A 19,545-nucleotide genomic window follows, 5' to 3' on the forward strand; every position below is an offset into this window, starting at 1 on the left:
CAATATATTTGAAAGTAACTATTATGGCTTAGTATAACGAATAAAAGAGTATTTTAGATCAATCATTTAGCCGTTTTAACCATAATTCTAAACGGAGTTGGCTTTTTGGCTTCGAGTTGTTGTAGCTTAACAATCGATTTCGTATTGAAAATATGTCCTTAGGCAAAAGCATAATACCTGTATGGCTGTGCAGTGAGTTTGCCAATGTCATATTTTCTTTGAGTTCTTGTGCGCTCATCACCTTTATTGAACCAATAGAGCTGTCAGAGGCGATGAGTTTAGCGTGGCTGGCTTCAAGTGCATCGACAATACGCGGATGATATAAGCTGCCACTGTTTGATTTAATACTATTGAGTGCAAATTGATGGCGTTGTTTTGTTGTAAGTAACGGCTCACTTTGCTCGTAACTCTCCCCAATAGTTACGAGCAACACTAAACACCATAGCACCAATGGGCTGGTTTTATGGCTTTAAACTTCATCTCATCATGAATGATGAAGGGGGTTATTAGCTATAAAAGTGACAGCTGGGAATGTTGATGATAGACAGCCAGTATTAGATATGGTCGATAAGGTTACAGGTAGTTTATACGCAGATAAAGGTTATGTATCTGCAAACCTAAAAGCGGAACTTGCTGAGCAAGGGATTGATTTTATTACAGGTCAACGATGTAATATGAAACGTCAGCCAATATCATCTTGGGATAGAGCGATGTTATCAACGCGTTTCATCATTGAAACAGTGTTCGACCAGCTGAAAAATATGGCTCAAATAGACCACACAAGGCACCGCAGCGGCATCTCATTTATGGTTAATTTAATGGCTGGATTAATAGCCTATACTTTTCAGACTAAAAAGCCGAGTATAAAAGTGACTCGGCTTTAATTCTTATGCAGATCTGAGGTTAATTATGCATAAAATCTCAATATTAACATTGTATTAACTTTGGGAGGTGTGATATTAAATTGCAACTTTGGTTGTATTTTGAGCTTTTATAGGTGTTATTTTCCTGTTTTTAAAGCTATTTGCATTCTTATGCTAATTTTATCAAATTTCTGTTTCTTTTTGTTTGTGTATGTTGCTAGGATGTTAGCAATGGGGTGCAGGAATATACCCCACACACATTATAAGAATACACAAAACAGGGTCATCATTATGTCAACATATCGTTTAAACACCTTGGCAGTAGCGGTTGCTTTTGCTTTCAGTGCACCAAGTGTGGTTAATGCACAAGAAGCGCCTGCTCAAGCTGAAAAGAATATCGAGCAAATATCTGTGTTAGGGTCGCGAGTTTCTAACCGAACAGCAACAGAGTCGTCATCACCTATTGATTTAATTGACGCGGATGATTTAAACAAAGGCGGCTTTACCGAGCTTGGGCAAAGCTTGCAAGCGACAGCGCCATCGTTTAACTTTTCTCGTACACAAGTTTCTGACGGTTCCGATTTATTTCGCCCAGCAACATTACGCGGTTTACAGCCAGATCAAACGCTGGTTTTAGTCAACGGTAAGCGCCGCCATAATCAATCTATTTTTGGTTTAACTAGTACCGTGGGCGGTGGCTCTGCGGGGACTGATATGAATGCGATCCCGCTTATTGCCTTAAAAGGGGTTGAGGTTTTACGTGATGGTGCGGCGGCGCAGTACGGCTCAGATGCGATTGCGGGGGTTATCAATTTATCACTTAATAACTCAACAGATTTAACCACAGGTTATGTGCAATACGGTGAAACGGCAGAAGGCGATGGGGAAACAATTTCTGCAGGTTTAAATCGTGGTTTTGAACTAGGCAACGAAGGTGGTTTTATTAATTTATCGCTTGAGTACCGCGATGCAGATAAAACCAATCGTGCCGAGCGAGATACTGGAGGTTCGCTTAATGTCGCACCAGGTACTTTATCGGACGAAGTTCGTTGGGGACAAGGTAATGCAGAGAGTGAATTTACTTCGGTATTTTACAATATGACATTGCCAATAAGTGAGGGTGAGCTTTATTCATTTGGTGGTTACTCCGAGCGTACTGCACTAGGTAACGGCTTTTATCGTAACTTTAATGAAGCATCTAAAAACGTAATTCAAGTCTATAGCGATGGATTTTTACCGCAAATAGACAATGAAGCACAGGATATCTCTGTTTCAATTGGTTTTAGAGGCGATATTAACCCTGATTGGAATTACGATGTATCGGCGGTATATGGTGAAAACCAATACGACTTTACATCACGCAATACATTAAATGCCTCTTATGCTGCTGAGTATTTATTTAATAACCCAGGTGCAAGTGATGCCGATATTGCTGCAAATGCAGGACCAACTGAGGGGTATTCGGGTGGCTTTAGGTTTGACCAAACAACATTCAACGCGGATGTGAACGGGATTGTTGATATTGGCCGCAGTGAGCCTGTATACGTGTCAATTGGTGCTGAATACCGTAAAGAAAACTATGAAATTGTACCCGGTGAAGAAGCCTCATACGCGTGTGGCGCTGCTAACACAGATACTTCATACCCATCAGTGAACGATCCGAATCAATTTGCACAATGTGGTTTTCAAGCCTACAACGGCCTTCGCCCTGAAGCATCAAATAAAAGTGATCGCGATAGCTACGCCGTTTATATTGACGCAGAAACCATGGTTACCGATGCGTGGAATGTTAGCGGAGCACTTCGTTACGAAGATTTCTCTAATGCGGGTGACGACATAATTGGTAAAGTAGCCACGCGTTATGAATTTAACGATGATTTTGCGGTACGTGGTGCGTTATCAACAGGTTTTAGAGCGCCATCATTACAGCAAAGCGGTTACACTGCGTTTACCACTAACTTAGGTTCTGACGGCACGTTAAGCCAGTCGTTTACAGCAACAACAGGCTCTGCCTTTCCAGCTGCATTAGGCGTTGATAACTTAAAGCTTGAAACATCAACGAACTACAGTGCAGGCTTTGTTTATGATGTAACGAGCGATTTATCGTTAACTGTGGATTTTTACCGTGTAGAAATTGAAGACCGTATTACACTGGGCAGCTTGTTATCAGCTGATGATGTGGCATTTAGTCCTGATGCAGTTGCCGCGCTACAGGCAACGGGTGCAGTACAAGCGAACTATTTTTCAAACTCAGTGAATTCAACAACGCAGGGTGTTGACATTATTACGTCCTACCGTACCGATTTATATGGCGGTAATTTCTCTGCTACGTTTGCTGGTAATTTAAATGAAACTAAAATTGACAGTGTTAATGCAGCACCGGGTATTCCTGAAAATGTAGCACTTGATGATATTCAAAGTAGTTTTTTAACTGATGGGCAGCCGGGCGAACGTGCAACGCTAACGTTTGATTATGAGCGTGACGCGTATAGCTCAATGATCCGCTTTAATTACTTTGGCGAAACCGATGTGAAGTACTTTGGTAATGACCATATTGAACTTGCAACAGATGGCTCATTTAAAGCAACCAGTACGGTAGAATCAGCCGTATTAGTGGATTTAAATGTAAGTTATCAAATTAACGATATGTTTGCGTTATCGGTAGGTGCAGACAATGTATTTGATGAAACACCGGATGAATTAGGCGATGATGAAGTATTAAACGCTATTTCAAATGGGGCATTTAAATACCCGTTACGTGCCGTACCCTACGGCTTTGATGGTCGCACTTACTACGCAAAAGTAAGCTTTAGTTTTTAATTTTGTAAGCTAAATAGGCGCCGTTATAAACGGCGCTTTTTTTATGGCTAAAATATATTTAACCTGAACTCTGGATAATAAATCTATCTCAAGCAGCTATTTACAGCGCTAACTACGTTGAATTTACTTGCAATAGGCGAGCTATTGACGCGTAATTTCGCCTTGTTTTCACTGGAAATCTCTGGCTAGAGAAAATAAATATAAATATCAATTTTGATTCAATACGTTAGTAAATCTCTTAACCAAAGTTCAGGTTATTTAAAACAGCATTAAAAATGATTGCATGCTTGAAAATTAAGCATACAATCGCCATCAATAACATGGTGGGGTATGTATCCCTCGTTATACTCATTTTATTAATAGGAAAAAATAAATGGCGAAAAAAAGCAAAGCAAAAGCGGTTAACAAATCCGCAGTAGACACTGGGCGCGGCGTGATAAAACACAACGCATTGGCAGCACTGGTAACCTCTAAAGTATTTAAACCGCAAGTGGTTAAAGCCAAAAAAGGCAAAGGCTCGTTTAAACGCAGTAACAAACATGCAGGACAAGAGTCCTATTTAATCGCGGCTTAAATAGCACCGATCAAATAGGGCTTTTGTCGCGAGTTGGCTAAGTGTTTGCTGAAATAAGGCGGGCTTTGGGCTTTGGGCTTCGGGCTACGAGTGACGAGCAGCGAACACAACCTAGCGCCTTTAGCCTTTTCTTTCAGCGCTGCGTCTCATAACCTTTTTGTAAAAGTTTTATTAAAACCTATTTGAACACAGAGAAGACAGCGGGCTTCGGGCTACGAGTGACGAGCAGCGAACACAACCTAGCGCCTTTAGCCTGCTCTTTTAGCGCAGCGTCTCTTTGTCCTCTTTGTGAATAATTTACTAAACCCTATTTGAACACAGAGAAGTGAGTGAGGGTTAATGAGAAAATATAAAAACAGGAATGCTTCTCCCGTAGCTCTTAGCTCGTAGCCCGCTATCAAAACATGAAGGGCGCGGTAGGTTTTAAACCTATCGCGCCTTTTTATTATTTAACTAGCATCCAAATACCGGCTGCTATCATAAATAGGTTTTCGGTTAGTGAGATAAAGCCAAGCGGTACATTGCTATCGCCGCCAACACAGGCACATTTAAGTTCGCGTTTGTCTATATACACGGCTTTAATCACGGATATTGCCCCGACACTACCAATAAACAAAGAGATAGGTGCAACCAAGTAAACTGGAAGTGCTGCAATCATGGCCACGCCAACAAAAGCTTCTAAAAATGGGTAAACATAGGCATAGGGGATCACTTTCATGGCGAGTAAATCGTAAGTGATAAAGGAATTCGAAAAACTGTTTAAATCTTGCAGCTTTTGAATGGCAAGTACCGCCATGGTTAACGCAACAAATAACTCAAGCGTATACATGCTTAATCCTGCACCGCTCAACGAAAAGGCTAAACTTAGCAACAAGGTAACCGCGAAAATAGCAATGACTGGCGTATACGTTGTGCCTTGTTGGCCTGCAGGGGATTTATTAAAGTATTCTCTGAGTTCATCATAACCACCGATACGCTCATCATCTATAAATGTTTGTGGTGTTGTTTTTACACCGTATTTTTGTTTGAAGGTATCGGTATCGGCTCTTGAGGTGAGTAAATGATCGTCTACTTCAACGCCTTGACGTTCAAGTAAATCTTTAGATTTTAAACCAAATGGGCAAATATGTTCATCGGTTGCCATTCTATACAATTGGGCTGACTTGGCCATATTTTACTCCTGTATATTTATACCAATTTGCAATAATACTTAATCATTTTGAGGGGGTAGAACAGACGCTAACAGACGTTAAAAACGTCTCATTTAGAACAACTCAATAACGAAATTTTTTGCCTTGCTATCGACACGATTTTCCTCCCTCAAAATAGCTCAGTTAATTAAGCGAATTGGTATTAGAGAGGTTAACTGAGTTATATAACCTTGAAAGATCAACAGACCCTAAGTGTAAAATTTACAACATGTGCCGTTTTATTGTTAATAAACTCAGTGGTACAGACTATGCGTTCAAAAATTAGGCCGCTTTTAATGCTTTAAGCGCTGAAGGGGGGACTTGCAGCGCATGCCAGCTAATTAATTATAAAACTATAGGAGGGGCTGTTGAATCTCTGACAACCAGTTCTGGTGTGTATAGTTTAATAATATCGCGGTCATTGGTGCCTTTAGGCGGCGCTAATTTGCCTGATGTTTTACTGATGATTGCCTTTTTAGGCTTAGCAAACGCGATTGTTTGGCCTGCGGTGTTCCCACTAGCGTTATCAGGATTGGGTAAACTTACTAGTACTGGTTCTGCGCTTTTAATTATGGGGGCCACTGAGTGGCTTTACCTCGTTACAAATAGGCTACTCGGTGTTGTTACCTTGTTATCTATTCATATTATTTTATGCCGTGAAAGGCCATAAAATGAAAAAGCAATAACCTCCACCAGCTATCCCTAGCTCAGTGCACTTTGCTGTATAAAGTGCACTGATTATTTGGGCTATTTATCAGCTTAATCGCGTTACTTTAAGTTTTATTCTACCGGCATTCGCACCATAAAAACGACTTAAATCATTAGCAAATGGGCAAAATTCTCCTGATTTTTTAATGGTTATTTCAACGCCTTCGGCAATTTCAAAGGCGTGTTCATCGCTTTGACCAATCGTGCCGATTAAACTAAACCACTGCGCTGTAGCTAAACGTCTAAATGGCTCAAGTAATGCCATGGGGATTTCTTTAACGCCGAGCTGCACGTTATCGCGATGCCATCCAGAAGGGGGGCACTTTATACCATCGTCATACCAATATTGATTAGGATAAGGTGTAAAACGGTAGGTCGCACCTTGGGCAAGCATTAAGCCGGTGGCGTTGTAGGCTTCACTGGCATATACCATCACATCTTGGCTTTGGTTTATGCTAAGTAAACTCATATTTTGGTTGCCTAGCATTATATGGGCACTGAGTCCCATAAAGTTTAACGTGCTGTCGTCGCTGTAAATCATTTTATAATGTAAGTTTTTTAACGATTCGGGACGATAGCTGGTTAGTTTATTAATTCGCTGTGCAACACTGTGATGTATTAATGGGGCGGCGTGGCTGATTTCATCGTCAATTAATACACAGCACTGCCTATCAACAAGTTTAAAAAATGGGTTTAGCCAAAAGTAATTTTGCTGATGACTTAACGCCAGGGGATCGGGAATAACAGTCACATCGTCTTGGGCAACCAAGTTACTCTCAGGTAAAAGGTTTTCGTAATCGATGTCATGACTGGTTAGCAATGAAACTGACAGTGGCTGAGCAATGAGCCACTCAAGTGCATAACGCAAGCAAATATCGGCAAGTCCATCGCGATAGTAGCCGCCTCCCACATCGGAATGGGCTCCTGCAAACCACAGCTCGGTAATGTTAGCTTGCTGGTTCATTAAGGTCGGTTCAAAGGCGCGACGTTTTTCATCAAGCGCTACACAGTGCAGCGCCTCAGAGACATTACTGGCAATGGTGTGATTTTCAAAAATAACATGCTCTGCACCCCAAGTGGCTTTACTCACTTTTGACATGCCAATTGAGGCCACTGTATCAAACACACATAAATACACCTTTTCATGTATGAGAGGCTCTAAGCACTTTGCAAATCGCCGCGCTAATGCAGCGCCTCGGCTAAAACCGGTAAGTAACACAGTATCACCGCTTTGATAATGCTGTTTAAAATCATTAATAGCTTGATTTAAAATGCTGGCTACATCGTCTGAACGTGGGGCGAGTGCTTGATTTAAAATTCGTTTTAAACGACTACCTTTAGTGCCTATGCCTTGGTAATAAAAACTTAACTGTTTGGAAAATGGGGTGGTGGGAGAATCATCAAGTTTACCACCGAGCAATAAGTGTAGTTTTAAAATATTAGAAATACTGGCGTCTTCTTTAAAATGCTCTGTACTAAACTGATCTGCGTCTCGGGGTTCACTGCCGGTACCATCAAAATTAAAAATAAGCGTTTTATCCGACATAGGCTGTTTCCTTAAAATTTTTGTGTACTTTATATAGCTAATATTAAAAATTAAAGACAGTGGTAATTTAAATTACCACTGTCTTTAATTTTGGCTAGTGCAGCTTCATTTTAGGACGCACAACACGCAGCACTTTTTCGCTGATCCACAAAGCAAAGGTTTTGGCACTGCCATGAATAGCGCGCTGATGCATTCTATATAATGAAATATACATAAAGCGGGCAATTTTACCTTCAATAAAAAAGCTATTACTGGTTAGGTTACCCATTAAGCTGCCTACTGTGCTGTAGCGCGATAAATTAACCAGTGAGCCATGGTCGTTATACTCGAATTTTTTAAGGGGCTGCTCACGTAATGTGGCGATTAAGTTTTTTTCAACGCATTGTGCCATTTGATGTGCCGATTGTGCGCGTGGCGGCACTTGCGTACCATCATCTTGCGTAAACGCGCAGCAATCACCTAGCACATATATTTGTGGGTCAAGGTTGCTTTGTAAGTACTCGTTTACTTTTATTTGGTTATTACGAGTCAGCTCAAAAATACCCAGCTCTTTAATAAAGTCAGGTGCTTTTACGCCCGCCGCCCACACCATAATATCCGCATTTATTTGCTCATCATCATTGGTGATAAAGCCATGTTCGGTTGCTTGTTTAACTTGGGTGTTTTCTCGTACGGTAACCCCTAATCTTAATAACTCACGCTTGGCCGAACTGGCAATTCGCTCAGACAGCGCCGGAAGAATCCTGGGACCCGCTTCAATCAGATGAATATGTAAACGCTTAGCCGACATATTGGTTAAACCGTATATTTTTAGTAAATCAGAAACATGATACAGCTCAGCCGAGAGCTCAACCCCAGTTGCTCCACCGCCAACAATGGCGATATTTAATGAGTGTAATGGGTCGTCGTCTTGATGAAGGCGAGTAAAGTTATCCAGCAGCGCGTGTTGAAAGCGCTCTGCTTGTTGGTTTGAATCGAGGTAAAAACAATGCTCTTTAATGCCTGGCGTATTAAAGTCGTTACTCACACTGCCAATGGCAATAACTAGGTAGTCGAAATGAACGGTGCGTTTGGGTAAAATTTGATGCCCTAATTCATCGAATAATGGGCTTAAGGTGATGGTTTTATTGTTGTTATCGAGATTGCAAAAGGTACCAAGTTGAAAGTTATAGTGATGTTTGGCAGCATGCGCGGAGTAAACAACCCCATCTAAATCGGCATCAATAGAGCCAGTTGCAACCTCGTGCAATAACGGTTTCCATATATGAGTGCGATTTTTATCGATGAGTAATATATTTGCGTGTTGCTTCTTTCCTAATTTGTGCCCTAATTGAGTTGCTAGCTCCAGCCCACCAGCGCCACCGCCGATGATGACGATTTTTGGTATGGTTATATCCATGACAATGCCCTTAAAAATAATATACCGAAGCAATTTCTGTACGTTGATTTTTAAAATGACTTGGGTATCAAAAAATTATTTTGGCAAAGCACGTTTTTATGGGGCTATAGTGTGCGCCTAATTAAAGGATATGTCAGCAATAAATCACGTCATTTAATGTATACTGATATGCAAATATTTCATCTACTGCGCATTTACAGCATTTATGGGCACCGACATAAAAAGGACGCTTTTATGAGTACCTCGCTAGTTCAGTCTCTTGAGCAACATTTTGGTTTTAATCAGTTTAGAGCAGGGCAACAACAAACCATAGAGCAGCTGCTAAATGGCCAATCATCACTGGCAATATTTCCTACAGGATCGGGTAAGTCGTTGTGCTATCAACTCACCGCGTTACATTTACCGCATTTAACGCTGGTGGTATCGCCGTTATTGGCCTTGATGAAAGATCAAATTAGCTTTTTAAATAGCAAAGGCATCTATGCCGCCAGCCTCGACTCAAGCCAAGACCAAATGCAAAGTAGCACTGTAATGAACGACGTACGAAGTGGTAAAGTTAAAGTGTTAATGGTGTCGGTTGAGCGCTTTAAAAACGAACGCTTTAGGGAGTTTATAAGCCAAGTGGCGCTTTCTATGTTGGTTGTTGACGAAGCGCATTGTATATCTGAATGGGGGCATAACTTTAGACCCGATTACCTAAAACTACCTCGTTACCGTGAAGAGCTAAATATTCCGTTAGTGCTACTATTAACCGCTACCGCCACTAAAAAAGTAAAACGCGATATGGCCGAGCGCTTTGCTATTGAGCCACAATGTATTGTGCAAACGGGGTTTTATCGCGCTAATTTAGATTTAAATGTGCTGAGTGTTAAAACGGCGGATAAAAACAATGAGCTTACTAAAATTGTCCGTGCGCAAACCGGCCCCGGTATTGTGTATGTCACGCTGCAGCAAAGTGCTGAGCAAGTGGCTAATATGCTCAGCGCGCAGGGCCTGCAAGCAGTGGCGTATCATGCAGGGCTTGAAGACACCCTACGCGGGCAAATTCAAGACGATTTTATGGCAGGCAAAATAAATGTAGTGGTTGCTACCATTGCCTTTGGTATGGGGGTTGATAAATCAGACATACGCTTTGTAATTCACTACGATTTACCTAAATCAATAGAAAACTACAGCCAAGAAATTGGCCGCGCAGGGCGTGATGGCAACCCATCGAACTGTTACACACTGGCTAACTTAGATGGCTTAAATACAGTAGAAAACTTTATTTACGGCGATACCCCAGAGCTCAGCGGTATTGAATATGTGATTAACGATATTCGCCAAGCTCAACAGCAATGGGAAATGCAAGAATATAGCTTATCGAGTGAGAGTAATATTCGCCAGCTTGCCCTTAAAACCTTGCTGGTACAGCTTGAAATGCAAGGCGCAATAACGCCGCAGTATGCCTATTATGCCGATTTTAAGTATAAATTTTTGGTTGATAAAAATGAGTTACTTAGTCAGTTTGATGAGCAGCGCCAAGCTTTTTTAACACAAATATTTAGTCATACCGACTTTAAAAAAATATGGGGCACACTTAATTTTGACTCCCTAACGCAAGCCGCGCAGGTTGACCGTAAACGTGTGGTAGCCGCGCTTGATTATTTAGCTGAAAAAAACCTTATCACCCTTGAAACCAAACGTATTACTCACGTGTACAAAGTGCATAGCGAGGTGATTAATAATCCCGCACTTGCCCAGCAGTTACACGATTATTTTACCGATAAAGAGCAAGCGGAAATAAAACGGATTGCTGCTTTGGTGCGCTTTTTTGAGCTGCAATCTTGCTTAAGCTATAACTTAGCCCGTTATTTTGATGATGTGAATGCGCCACAGCAGTGTGGACATTGCTCGGTGTGCCGTGGGGATTCGGTTAAGCTTGAATATTCAATTCCCCCTGCAAAGATTGATACAGCGCTTATATGCCAAAAGGTCAATGAGTTTTTAGCCCACATGGCAACTAAAGGCGTGCACAATGTGGGCATTGAAACCCAATGCCGGTTTTTAGCGGGAATGAGCGTGCCACTGTTTGCGCGTAATAAAGTACGTCAACTAAGTGGTTTTGCACTGTGCGAGCAGCAGCGCTACAGCGAAATAAAAGCGACATTACTTCAGTGCAATTGATCGTAGTTCCTGTATCCTAGTGGCTTATCCTAAAAAGTAAGCCACTATGCCGCACACCGTTATTCCCGTTAAAAATATAAACTCAGCGCCAGAGCCCGTAACCTGTGCTAATTGCCAAGCATGTTGCTGCCAATTAGAAGTACGCATAGTGACCGACACTGGAGTGCCATTTAATTTTATTGCCTATGATAAATGGGGCAGTGAAGTAATGAAACGCGCTGATGATGGCTGGTGCGAAGCACTCGATCGTAACACGCTAATGTGCTCTATTTACGAAAACCGCCCATTAGTGTGTCGCGAGTTTGAAATGGCATCGGGTGAGTGTATTACTGAGCGAGAGTTAGCGGGTATTTAATACCAATCCGTAATAATACTTAATCGTTTTCAGGGGTTAAACGTGCCACTATTTGCGTTAAAAAATTCTCATTTAGAACAACTAAATAGCGAATTTTTTGCCTTGCTATCAACACGTTTATCCATCCTCAAAATAGATCACTTAATTATGCGGATTGGCATAATAAAAACATACGTACAAAAAAAGAGGCTTAAAAAGCTCCTTTGGTTTATCTGTGTTTTGTACTTAAGCTAATTAATCGTATTTAGCTTCTAACTCGTTAGCGGTGTGAAATTTTTCATGAGATTGTAATTGCTCATCGTATTTAACCAGATTTTTAAAGTGCTCTAATTGGCCTGCATTTTTAACGATTTCAACAATAAACGACATCATAAAATCGGCACCGGTTAGGGTTTCGCCCACTAAATAACGTTTGCCTTCAAGACGGCTGTTAAAGTAGCTAATCACTTTAGCGGTTTCAGCATCAGCATAGCCTTCTAAAAACTGGGTTTTAGCGCCATCTTTTTGCACAAACATTTTAAGTAAAAGCGGTAAAATTGCTGAGCTTTCTGCAAAGTGTAACCATTGTTGATAATCTACATATTCAGCAGTGCCAGCCTTTGGCGCAAATTTTCCGTTACCGTACTTAGTAATAAGGTAATCGGTAATAGCGCCAGATTCAGTAACAATTAGGCCATCGTCTTCAATCACTGGCGACTTACCTAGTTGGTGCACTTTTTTTAGTTCGTCAGGGGCTAAAAAGGTTTCTTTATTGCGCTGATAGGTAACAATTTCGTAATCAACATCTAGCTCTTCTAAAAGCCAAATAATACGTTTAGAACGCGATTTATTTAAATGGTGTAGTTTAATCATGTCAGTCCTTGTTGGCGTTACTGCATGTGCAGTAACGCTTTGTAAAATTTAAAGAGGCTCGTTAATTTTAACAACGGTCTTGCCAAAGTTTTTACCACTAAGCATGTCGTTAAATGCGCTTATGGTATTTTCTATACCTTCTACCATGTGCTCGCGGTATTGTACTTTGCCATCGCGTAGCCATTTTTGCATGTCTTGTGCAAATTCGTCGTAGCGGTGGTCGTAATCGTCAAAAATTATAAAGCCTTGCATTTTAATACGTTTAGTAAGCAACTGCCCCATTAGCATACCCATACGGTCAGGCCCCTCTGGTAAGCTTGTTGCGTTATACTGCGATACTAAACCACACAGCGGTACACGTGCTGCGGTATTAAGTAAGGGTAATACGGCGTCAAACACTTTGCCGCCCACATTTTCGTAATAAACATCTATGCCGTTATCACACGCTTTTTCAAGTTGCTGTGCAAAGTCATCGGCTTTGTGGTCAATACAGGCATCAAAGCCTAGCTTTTCAACTGCGTAGCTACATTTTTCGCTGCCACCAGCAACTCCAACCACTTTACAGCCTTTAATTTTAGCAATTTGGCCAACCGTTGCACCGACAGGCCCTGTTGCAGCAGCAACGACCACGGTTTCTCCTGCTTTAGGGGCGCCAATATCGAGTAAACCCATGTAGGCGGTAAAGCCAGGCATACCCATAATTCCCAATGCGTATGAAGGGTTTGTTGGCTCTTTACCTAATGACATTAAGCCCTCGCCATTTGAGATGGCGTAAGTTTGCCAACCTGTGTACGCTAATACCCATTCGCCTTCGCTAAATTTATTGTTTTTAGATGTTTCTACTTGGCACACCGTTGCACCAACCATTACATCACCAATTTCGACGGGGTCGGCATACGACTTAGCATCGCTCATACGACCACGCATGTAGGGGTCTAGTGATAAGTAAATTGTACGCAGCAGTACTTCGCCTTCTTTTAACGATGGAAGCTCTTTGCTTTTAAATTCAAAGTTTTCATTGGTAGGGGCGCCATGTGGGCGCGAGGCTAAAGTAAATTGACGGCTAGTTGTAGACATAAAAATCTCCAAAATAAATTGAAAAAACCACCTATTACCGAATGTTTAAGCTTTAAAACAATACACGGCTCAACAATAATGCGCGGATAGGCAGATAAAATTTGTACCTTGATACACGATCTTTGGGCGAGAGGGGGTTAATTCAACCTTTGCCAACATTTAATTAGAATAATTACTCTGTTTTTAGCATGCTAAATATATAGCTATCAAAATAGTGACCATTTTTATAAATTGCTTGTTTTAAAATAGCCTCGGTATTAAAGCCACTTTTAAGCAACGCCTTCATTGAGCCAGCATTACCAGCAAATACAGCCGCATAAATACGGTTTAAATTAGTACTTTTAAACACTTCTTTAGAATGGCTTGGGTGATAATACCTTGCCCCCAATATTGCTAACTAAGCCAATAGCCTATTTTCGCCACTGCGGCTATACTCAAATTCACCAAGGGTAATACCAGTACACCCAACGCACAGACCGTCAACTTCGATGGCTTTAATGATGCCACATTTTGCTCCCTGGTTTACCCACCAATTCGCATCTGCCTGCTTATACGGAAATGGAATTTTAGAGGATAAATAGCGTGCTACTTGCTGAACGTTCAAAATGGTTACTATTTGAAAGGTATCGTGTTGCTTGAACTCACGTAAAATCATCATATGGTAAATAAGTTTATTATTATCAACCAATAACCTAGCAAGCTTTAGGCGTTTAAACAATGAACCTATCTTTTTAAAATTAAAGTGTATACAGCTATAACTTTGCTTTAAACTCTTTTAAAATATAGTAAAAAGTACCTACACAGAGTCACTATGCATCCTCATATCGCCGCCCTTTATAACAGCGCTCAAAAGTCCAGTCGATTAATTATTGGCCTAATGAGTGGTACCTCTTTAGATGGTTTAGATGTGGCGCTATGTAAAATAACCGGAGCGGGTTTGCATACCCAAATAGAGGTATTAAAATTCACCACGGTTGAGTACAACGACGAGTATAAAACTAAAATAAAACAGGTGTTTGCTAAGCGCGAATGCGATTTAGAAGTGCTGACTTTGTTACATCCGTGGGTAGGTAAACTCCATGGTGCTATGGTTAATCAGTGTTTAGCACTGTGGCAAGTAAATCCAGCCGACATTGATGTAATAGCCAGTCACGGGCAAACTATTTATCACTGCCCGCAATCCCAACATAACCACCACGATTTTAAAAATGGCACGCTACAAGTTGGTGACAGTGATCAAATAGCGGTTACTACAGGCATTACCACGGTAGGTGACTTTAGGCAAAAGCATATTGCTGCTGGTGGTGAAGGCGCACCATTAGCTGTGTATGGAGATTATTTGTTTTTTGCCAGCCCAAATGAAAATCGTATTTTACTCAACATGGGGGGCATTGCTAATTTAACATTTTTACCTAAAAACGGCGATACTGGAGCGGTCTTTAGCTCTGACATTGGCCCTGGCAATACTATTATGGATGCTTATGTACAGCATTATTTTAAAGGGCTGCATTATGATGAGGGAGCTAAACTTGCCAAAGCTGGTAAAGTGAATACAAAGCTTCTTGCTGCGCTTACAGATAACGCGTTTTTTAAATTACCACTGCCTAAAACAACCGGACCTGAGGTGTTTAATTTAGCTTATTTACGGGCGGCACAAATGCATTCAACGACACAAAGACTAAATCACGAAGATGTTTTAGCGACTTTAAATGCCCTTTCTGCCACTACGATTGCTAAGGCGTTAAATGGCTGTGCTCAACATACTCAAGACTGTGTAGTGTATGCCAGTGGTGGAGGTATTCATAATCCGTTATTAATGGAGCAATTACTAATACATTGCCCAAACATTAAGGCGTTCAAAAACACCGAGAGTTTAGGCGTAAATCCTGATGCCAAAGAGGCCGTGCTGTTTGCTATTTTGGCAAATGAATGTTTGGCAGGGCAACGTCAAAGCTTAAATAATAACAACCAAGGTATTTTAGATATCACTATGGGTAAAGTGAGCTTTGCTGATTGAGTAATAAAATCAATAGAAAATTGTGCGCCAATAACTAAAAAAACGAAAGTAAAGCTGTTCCCATATTAGCGAAATACTGACGTACCCGATGCGGCTTAGGCGGCGCTAAATAAGTTGCAGGTGCAGTATAACCACTTCCAAATTGGTTAATATGCATATCAAACTGCAAACTATTTTTTAACGTGCCGTGTTTACCATGCAAAATCATTTGCATCACAAAATCATGACTATGTGCTATTCGACTCAAAGTCAGGTTGACTCGCCTTTGTTCTAAATCAGATAAATTGAGTGTTTTTTCTGTGTAGTATTGAGCCGCTCGTGCATTTGGTAAAGTTGCGCTTAGTGAAATAATATCACTTTCATGGGCCGCTTCAGGTAAAACGCATTGCAGTGTGATTTGATGCTGACTGTTAGCATCCTGCGATAGCGTTTCAAATTCCATGCTGTGGCTCATTGCCGCAGACATAGGATCTTCAAATGACGGTAGTGCAAAGGTTAATTGCACCATAGATTCGCTCATGAGGGTCTTATAAAGCTTTGTTGACTAATAATGCAGCTATTATCACTGATGATTATTGCAAAATTGTGACTAAACTAAAGCGCTTGATGCAAGGGTTAATTTGGCTTGCAGTTTATAACTAAAGCTATTGTTTTAAATCAATATTATATTTAATAACTAAACTATAATAGTCGCTCAATAATCTCTGCGATAAACGTAAATACAGTTTACGGGGTTCAAACGTATACGAGCCTTGTCTTAACAATAAAATAAAACACTTATCAACTTTATTGTTAATTTATTTTATTTTTAATGTTAAATAGTGGGCATTTATTTATGTATTTTTGTCAACTTTGCAATAAATAGCTTGAAAATAAACCAAGCTAGCCATAAAGTGCATTCAAGGGCCCGAATACATAACACACTACCAAACGGGCTGTGAGAAATTAGATGGCACTAATAAAAAATAATTTATGGAAACTCTTTTGTTTTTTGCTATTGGGCGGTCTAGTCCTATTAAGCGTTTTGTTGGCTTATGAATGGCGAAATATCGAAAAAGAATACCGCACAAGCTCCCAAAACCGTGTCGAGTTTTCTGCGCAAGCACTTAAAAGTACCCTTAGAAATAAAGAGCTTATGCTGGATCTAATTGGCAGAGACATCCTTTCAAACAATAACTTAACCGAAAAAACATCAACAATTAAACTTCTCGACAATATTTTACTAGAAAACCCCGTGTTATTAGGCTTTGGACTGTTTAATCCCCAAGGGGAAATTATTTACTACAGCTCAAATTTAAATGCCTCAACAATGATTAATCTGAAAGAAAATGAAAAAACCCGCCAAAGTTTTTCTCAAACCCTTAGCTCAGACAAGATGGTGTTAGGGCAAGCTTATTTTAATCAATCGTTACAAGAATGGGTTATTCCGATAAGGAAGTCATTACGAGACAAAAGTGGCACTGTAATTGCCGTAATGACTGCAGGGATGGCGGTATCAAGAGGCGCTAAATACCTCAATATTTTGCAAAGTAATAGTGACGATTACATAATGCTAGCAAGAGAAATCGATGGTTTTATTCAATACAGTTCCGTAAAAGATGCAGATATAGCTAGCTATACAAAAACCAAAATTAAGCAGGCATTAGGGTTATCTGATAATGCTTTGATAAAGCAAACGGGCAAGGATAAAGAAATATTTAAATCCTCAGAAGAGGTGTTTACTATTGATACACATGTAGGTGGTAAGCCTTATTTAACATCTGCAAAATTTGATAATCGCTATCAATTATGGACACTCTCAAATCGGGCAATGCAGCCAATAAAAAGCGTCTTTTATTGGAAGGTATGCTGGTACTTTTTAATCTATTTACTAATTTGTACGCTCTTATATTTTGGTTTTAGGTTTATTGCTCGTGCTGAGCAAAAACGAGTTGATGAACTGTTTTACCTTTCTCGGAACGACGATTTAACAAAGTTACCCAATCGAAAAGCACTGCGTGATAGCTTTGAAGAAAAAAAAGACACATCTTTTAGTCTAGCAATCATAAACATTACCAATTTACGCTCAATGAATAATCGCTTTGGTATGGAGTATGGCGATAAGGCAATTAAAGCCTATGCCGCAATGTTGCAAGCTACATTCGCAGCTCCATACCTAGTTTTTAGAAACAGTGGTAATGAGTTTTGCATTATTACACCGCATTTAGCGGATGAGCAAAATAGGCGCGCTTTTGAACAAATATTAGCATCTTCTATTGAACAATATGAAACCAAAAATACCGAACGTCCTTTAAATATGAGTGTTGGTGTGGCCAACTACCCAGAGCATGGTATAACCAAAAGTAAGCTGGTCCGCAGTGCGCATTTGGCTAATCAATGGGCAAAAGATACAGGGCAATGGCTGTGCCATTACCATGCAGATATTAAACAAGCTTATTTGCGCCGTTTAAAAGTAGAAGAGCGGCTTAATATGGCGTTAAACGAGCAGTCATTGTTTATGGTGCATCAGTGCCAAGTAAATGAGCAGGGTAAAATTCATGCTATTGAAGCACTTATTCGTTGGCAGGATGATGAGCTTGGTATGGTATCTCCCGCTGAGTTTATTGCTATTGCAGAACAAAGTGATTTAATTTTTAAAATTGGTGACTTTGTTTTAGCGCGATCTATTGGTGAGTTTGCAAAAATGCAGCAACACAGCGATCCCCCTCTTGAATTGGCAATAAACATTTCAGTAATGCAATTTCAAAGTAGTGTATTTATTCCTACATTATTACACAGTTTAGAGACGCACAATGTAGCTCCACACCGTATCATTTTAGAAATAACAGAATCCCTCTTTATGGATAATATTGAGCATGTGATTGATACGATAAATAGCTTAAAATCTAGAGGGATACGCTTCTCGATGGATGATTTTGGTACAGGTTATTCATCACTAAGTTTATTAAGGCGCTTACCCATAGATGAACTGAAAATAGATAAAAGCTTTGTAGATGATATTTTGGTGGACTCTAAATCAAATAGTATGGTGCAAAGTATTATTGCCATTGCCAACAGCCATAACTTAAGTATTATAGCTGAAGGCGTGGAAGAACAGGCACAGTTTGATATGTTAGTGGATATTGGCTGTAAACGTTTTCAGGGGAATTACTTTTATAAACCAGTGGCAGCAGCCACTGTTATTGAATACCTAACGGTTAATTAACTTATCCTGCAAATACTGTGGTGGCACGGCTAAGGCGGTCATTCACAGCCCCCCACTTACTGCTTACTGGCGGCTTTTCGATATAAATATTCATCGGTGTTGTCTTATCGATATAATGCAGCGTTTTATACATGTTTTTAGCATACTCAACAGGGCAAGCACTGAGCTTAGTAATATGTTCGGATGGAATGTCGCTCGCTAATAATTGCTGTTGCACTTGAGTCGAATAGATTAAATAGTGACTTTTACCCTGAGAGTCTTCACTTAAAATTTTAGCGAAATCTTCAGTATTAGCCAACATGGCTGGTGCATGAGGCTGATAATGCGCTTTTACATTACCCGGTACCACTTCGTTATGTGAATGTGGCGTGCTGACATGCAGTAGCGATTGATTCAGCATTAGTTTCACTGTTAATAGTTAAGCTGCTCGGCGAAAATGGCCCGCCAGCATATCCATAAATAGCATTGTTATTGTGTTTATCATAAAAACAAATAACTTCTTCGTCCCAGTTCATTAAACCCGGATACGGCCCACCACCAAAACTGCCTTCACTGCCAAGCCCAAATTGCTCGCCTGTGAGTTCACATGCGCGCTGAGCTTTTGTCAGTGCCGCTGTGTTGGCACTACCATGACGTTGTACTTCGTGACTAAACATCCCAAGTGTATCGGTATCAAATAAATCAGTAGTGAATACCTTAAAACCAAGTGGCTCTAGAGCAGGGGCCACTAAAGGTGCTTTTTTATGTTTCGTGGCAATGACTATCTTTGGCAT

14 protein-coding genes and 4 pseudogenes are annotated in these 19,545 nt (G+C 40.5%); 8 read left to right on the forward strand and 10 right to left on the reverse strand.

Annotated elements, in window-relative coordinates:
• Positions 1 to 62: 62 nt before the first annotated feature.
• Positions 63 to 455: pseudogene (locus tag MTN96_RS18855) on the reverse strand (two-component system response regulator); the annotation flags it as partial.
• 52 nt (positions 456 to 507) lie between these two features.
• Here MTN96_RS18855 and MTN96_RS18860 point away from each other — a divergent pair.
• The 3 genes and pseudogenes from MTN96_RS18860 to arfA all read left to right on the forward strand — a co-directional run.
• Positions 508 to 884, forward strand: a pseudogene (locus MTN96_RS18860) (transposase); the annotation flags it as partial.
• A gap of 270 nt (positions 885 to 1,154) precedes the next feature.
• Positions 1,155 to 3,683, forward strand: a complete 2,529-nt coding sequence (locus tag MTN96_RS18865) for a TonB-dependent siderophore receptor (RefSeq protein WP_214552360.1) — start codon at positions 1,155 to 1,157, stop codon at positions 3,681 to 3,683.
• 373 nt (positions 3,684 to 4,056) lie between these two features.
• Positions 4,057 to 4,257 (forward strand): alternative ribosome rescue factor ArfA, encoded by a 201-nt coding sequence (gene arfA / locus MTN96_RS18870; protein WP_013462885.1) that lies wholly within the window; start codon positions 4,057 to 4,059, stop codon positions 4,255 to 4,257.
• A 445-nt stretch (positions 4,258 to 4,702) separates the two neighbouring features.
• Here the strand turns inward: arfA and MTN96_RS18875 are convergent, their stop codons facing one another.
• The gene (locus MTN96_RS18875; RefSeq protein WP_036983666.1) at positions 4,703 to 5,428 is read right to left on the reverse strand and encodes a MauE/DoxX family redox-associated membrane protein; all 726 of its coding nucleotides are present in this window, start codon (positions 5,426 to 5,428) and stop codon (positions 4,703 to 4,705) included.
• 440 nt (positions 5,429 to 5,868) lie between these two features.
• On the opposite strand from MTN96_RS18875, the pseudogene MTN96_RS18880 reads away from it, so the two are divergent.
• Positions 5,869 to 6,133: pseudogene (locus MTN96_RS18880) on the forward strand (glucose/galactose MFS transporter); the annotation flags it as partial.
• Positions 6,134 to 6,201: 68 nt separating this feature from the next.
• On the opposite strand, the gene MTN96_RS18885 reads toward MTN96_RS18880, so the two are convergent.
• Positions 6,202 to 7,701: a DUF2235 domain-containing protein gene (locus MTN96_RS18885; protein ID WP_248532501.1), complete on the reverse strand. Its 1,500-nt coding sequence runs from the start codon at positions 7,699 to 7,701 to the stop codon at positions 6,202 to 6,204.
• A gap of 94 nt (positions 7,702 to 7,795) precedes the next feature.
• On the reverse strand, positions 7,796 to 9,100 hold the full coding sequence (locus tag MTN96_RS18890) for an NAD(P)/FAD-dependent oxidoreductase (protein ID WP_248532502.1): 1,305 nt from the start codon (positions 9,098 to 9,100) through the stop codon (positions 7,796 to 7,798).
• A 234-nt stretch (positions 9,101 to 9,334) separates the two neighbouring features.
• Between MTN96_RS18890 and MTN96_RS18895 the strand changes: the two genes are divergently transcribed.
• Both MTN96_RS18895 and MTN96_RS18900 read left to right on the forward strand, forming a co-directional pair.
• Positions 9,335 to 11,266 (forward strand): ATP-dependent DNA helicase RecQ, encoded by a 1,932-nt coding sequence (locus MTN96_RS18895; RefSeq protein WP_248532503.1) that lies wholly within the window; start codon positions 9,335 to 9,337, stop codon positions 11,264 to 11,266.
• Positions 11,267 to 11,312: 46 nt separating this feature from the next.
• The gene (locus MTN96_RS18900; RefSeq protein WP_069439088.1) at positions 11,313 to 11,621 is read left to right on the forward strand and encodes a YkgJ family cysteine cluster protein; all 309 of its coding nucleotides are present in this window, start codon (positions 11,313 to 11,315) and stop codon (positions 11,619 to 11,621) included.
• A gap of 234 nt (positions 11,622 to 11,855) precedes the next feature.
• On the opposite strand, the gene MTN96_RS18905 is transcribed toward MTN96_RS18900, so the two are convergent.
• The 3 genes and pseudogenes from MTN96_RS18905 to MTN96_RS18915 all read right to left on the reverse strand — a co-directional run bounded on the left by MTN96_RS18905 (position 11,856) and on the right by MTN96_RS18915 (position 14,208).
• Positions 11,856 to 12,473 (reverse strand): glutathione S-transferase family protein, encoded by a 618-nt coding sequence (locus MTN96_RS18905; protein ID WP_248532504.1) that lies wholly within the window; start codon positions 12,471 to 12,473, stop codon positions 11,856 to 11,858.
• Positions 12,474 to 12,521: 48 nt separating this feature from the next.
• On the reverse strand, positions 12,522 to 13,550 hold the full coding sequence (locus MTN96_RS18910; protein ID WP_248532505.1) for an NADP-dependent oxidoreductase: 1,029 nt from the start codon (positions 13,548 to 13,550) through the stop codon (positions 12,522 to 12,524).
• A 172-nt stretch (positions 13,551 to 13,722) separates the two neighbouring features.
• A pseudogene (locus MTN96_RS18915) lies at positions 13,723 to 14,208 on the reverse strand (GNAT family N-acetyltransferase).
• 153 nt (positions 14,209 to 14,361) lie between these two features.
• Here MTN96_RS18915 and MTN96_RS18920 point away from each other — a divergent pair.
• Positions 14,362 to 15,567 carry an anhydro-N-acetylmuramic acid kinase gene (locus MTN96_RS18920; RefSeq protein ID WP_036983689.1) on the forward strand — a complete coding sequence of 402 codons (1,206 nt, stop codon included), beginning with the start codon at positions 14,362 to 14,364 and terminating at the stop codon, positions 15,565 to 15,567.
• Between the two features lie 34 nt (positions 15,568 to 15,601).
• On the opposite strand, the gene MTN96_RS18925 is transcribed toward MTN96_RS18920, so the two are convergent.
• On the reverse strand, positions 15,602 to 16,087 hold the full coding sequence (locus tag MTN96_RS18925; protein ID WP_214552367.1) for a hypothetical protein: 486 nt from the start codon (positions 16,085 to 16,087) through the stop codon (positions 15,602 to 15,604).
• Positions 16,088 to 16,594: 507 nt separating this feature from the next.
• Between MTN96_RS18925 and MTN96_RS18930 the strand changes: the two genes are divergently transcribed.
• Positions 16,595 to 18,772 (forward strand): EAL domain-containing protein, encoded by a 2,178-nt coding sequence (locus tag MTN96_RS18930; RefSeq protein WP_248532506.1) that lies wholly within the window; start codon positions 16,595 to 16,597, stop codon positions 18,770 to 18,772.
• 1 nt (position 18,773) lies between these two features.
• Here MTN96_RS18930 and MTN96_RS18935 read toward each other — a convergent pair whose 3' ends face one another.
• Both MTN96_RS18935 and MTN96_RS18940 read right to left on the reverse strand, forming a co-directional pair.
• Positions 18,774 to 19,172 carry a Sua5 family C-terminal domain-containing protein gene (locus MTN96_RS18935; protein ID WP_248532507.1) on the reverse strand — a complete coding sequence of 133 codons (399 nt, stop codon included), beginning with the start codon at positions 19,170 to 19,172 and terminating at the stop codon, positions 18,774 to 18,776.
• The gene (locus MTN96_RS18940) at positions 19,126 to 19,500 is read right to left on the reverse strand and encodes a hypothetical protein (protein WP_248532508.1); all 375 of its coding nucleotides are present in this window, start codon (positions 19,498 to 19,500) and stop codon (positions 19,126 to 19,128) included. The genes MTN96_RS18935 and MTN96_RS18940 overlap by 47 nt, the downstream gene beginning before the upstream one ends.
• Positions 19,501 to 19,545 lie beyond the last annotated feature (45 nt).

Source organism: Pseudoalteromonas sp. 2CM28B (genome assembly GCF_023161935.1).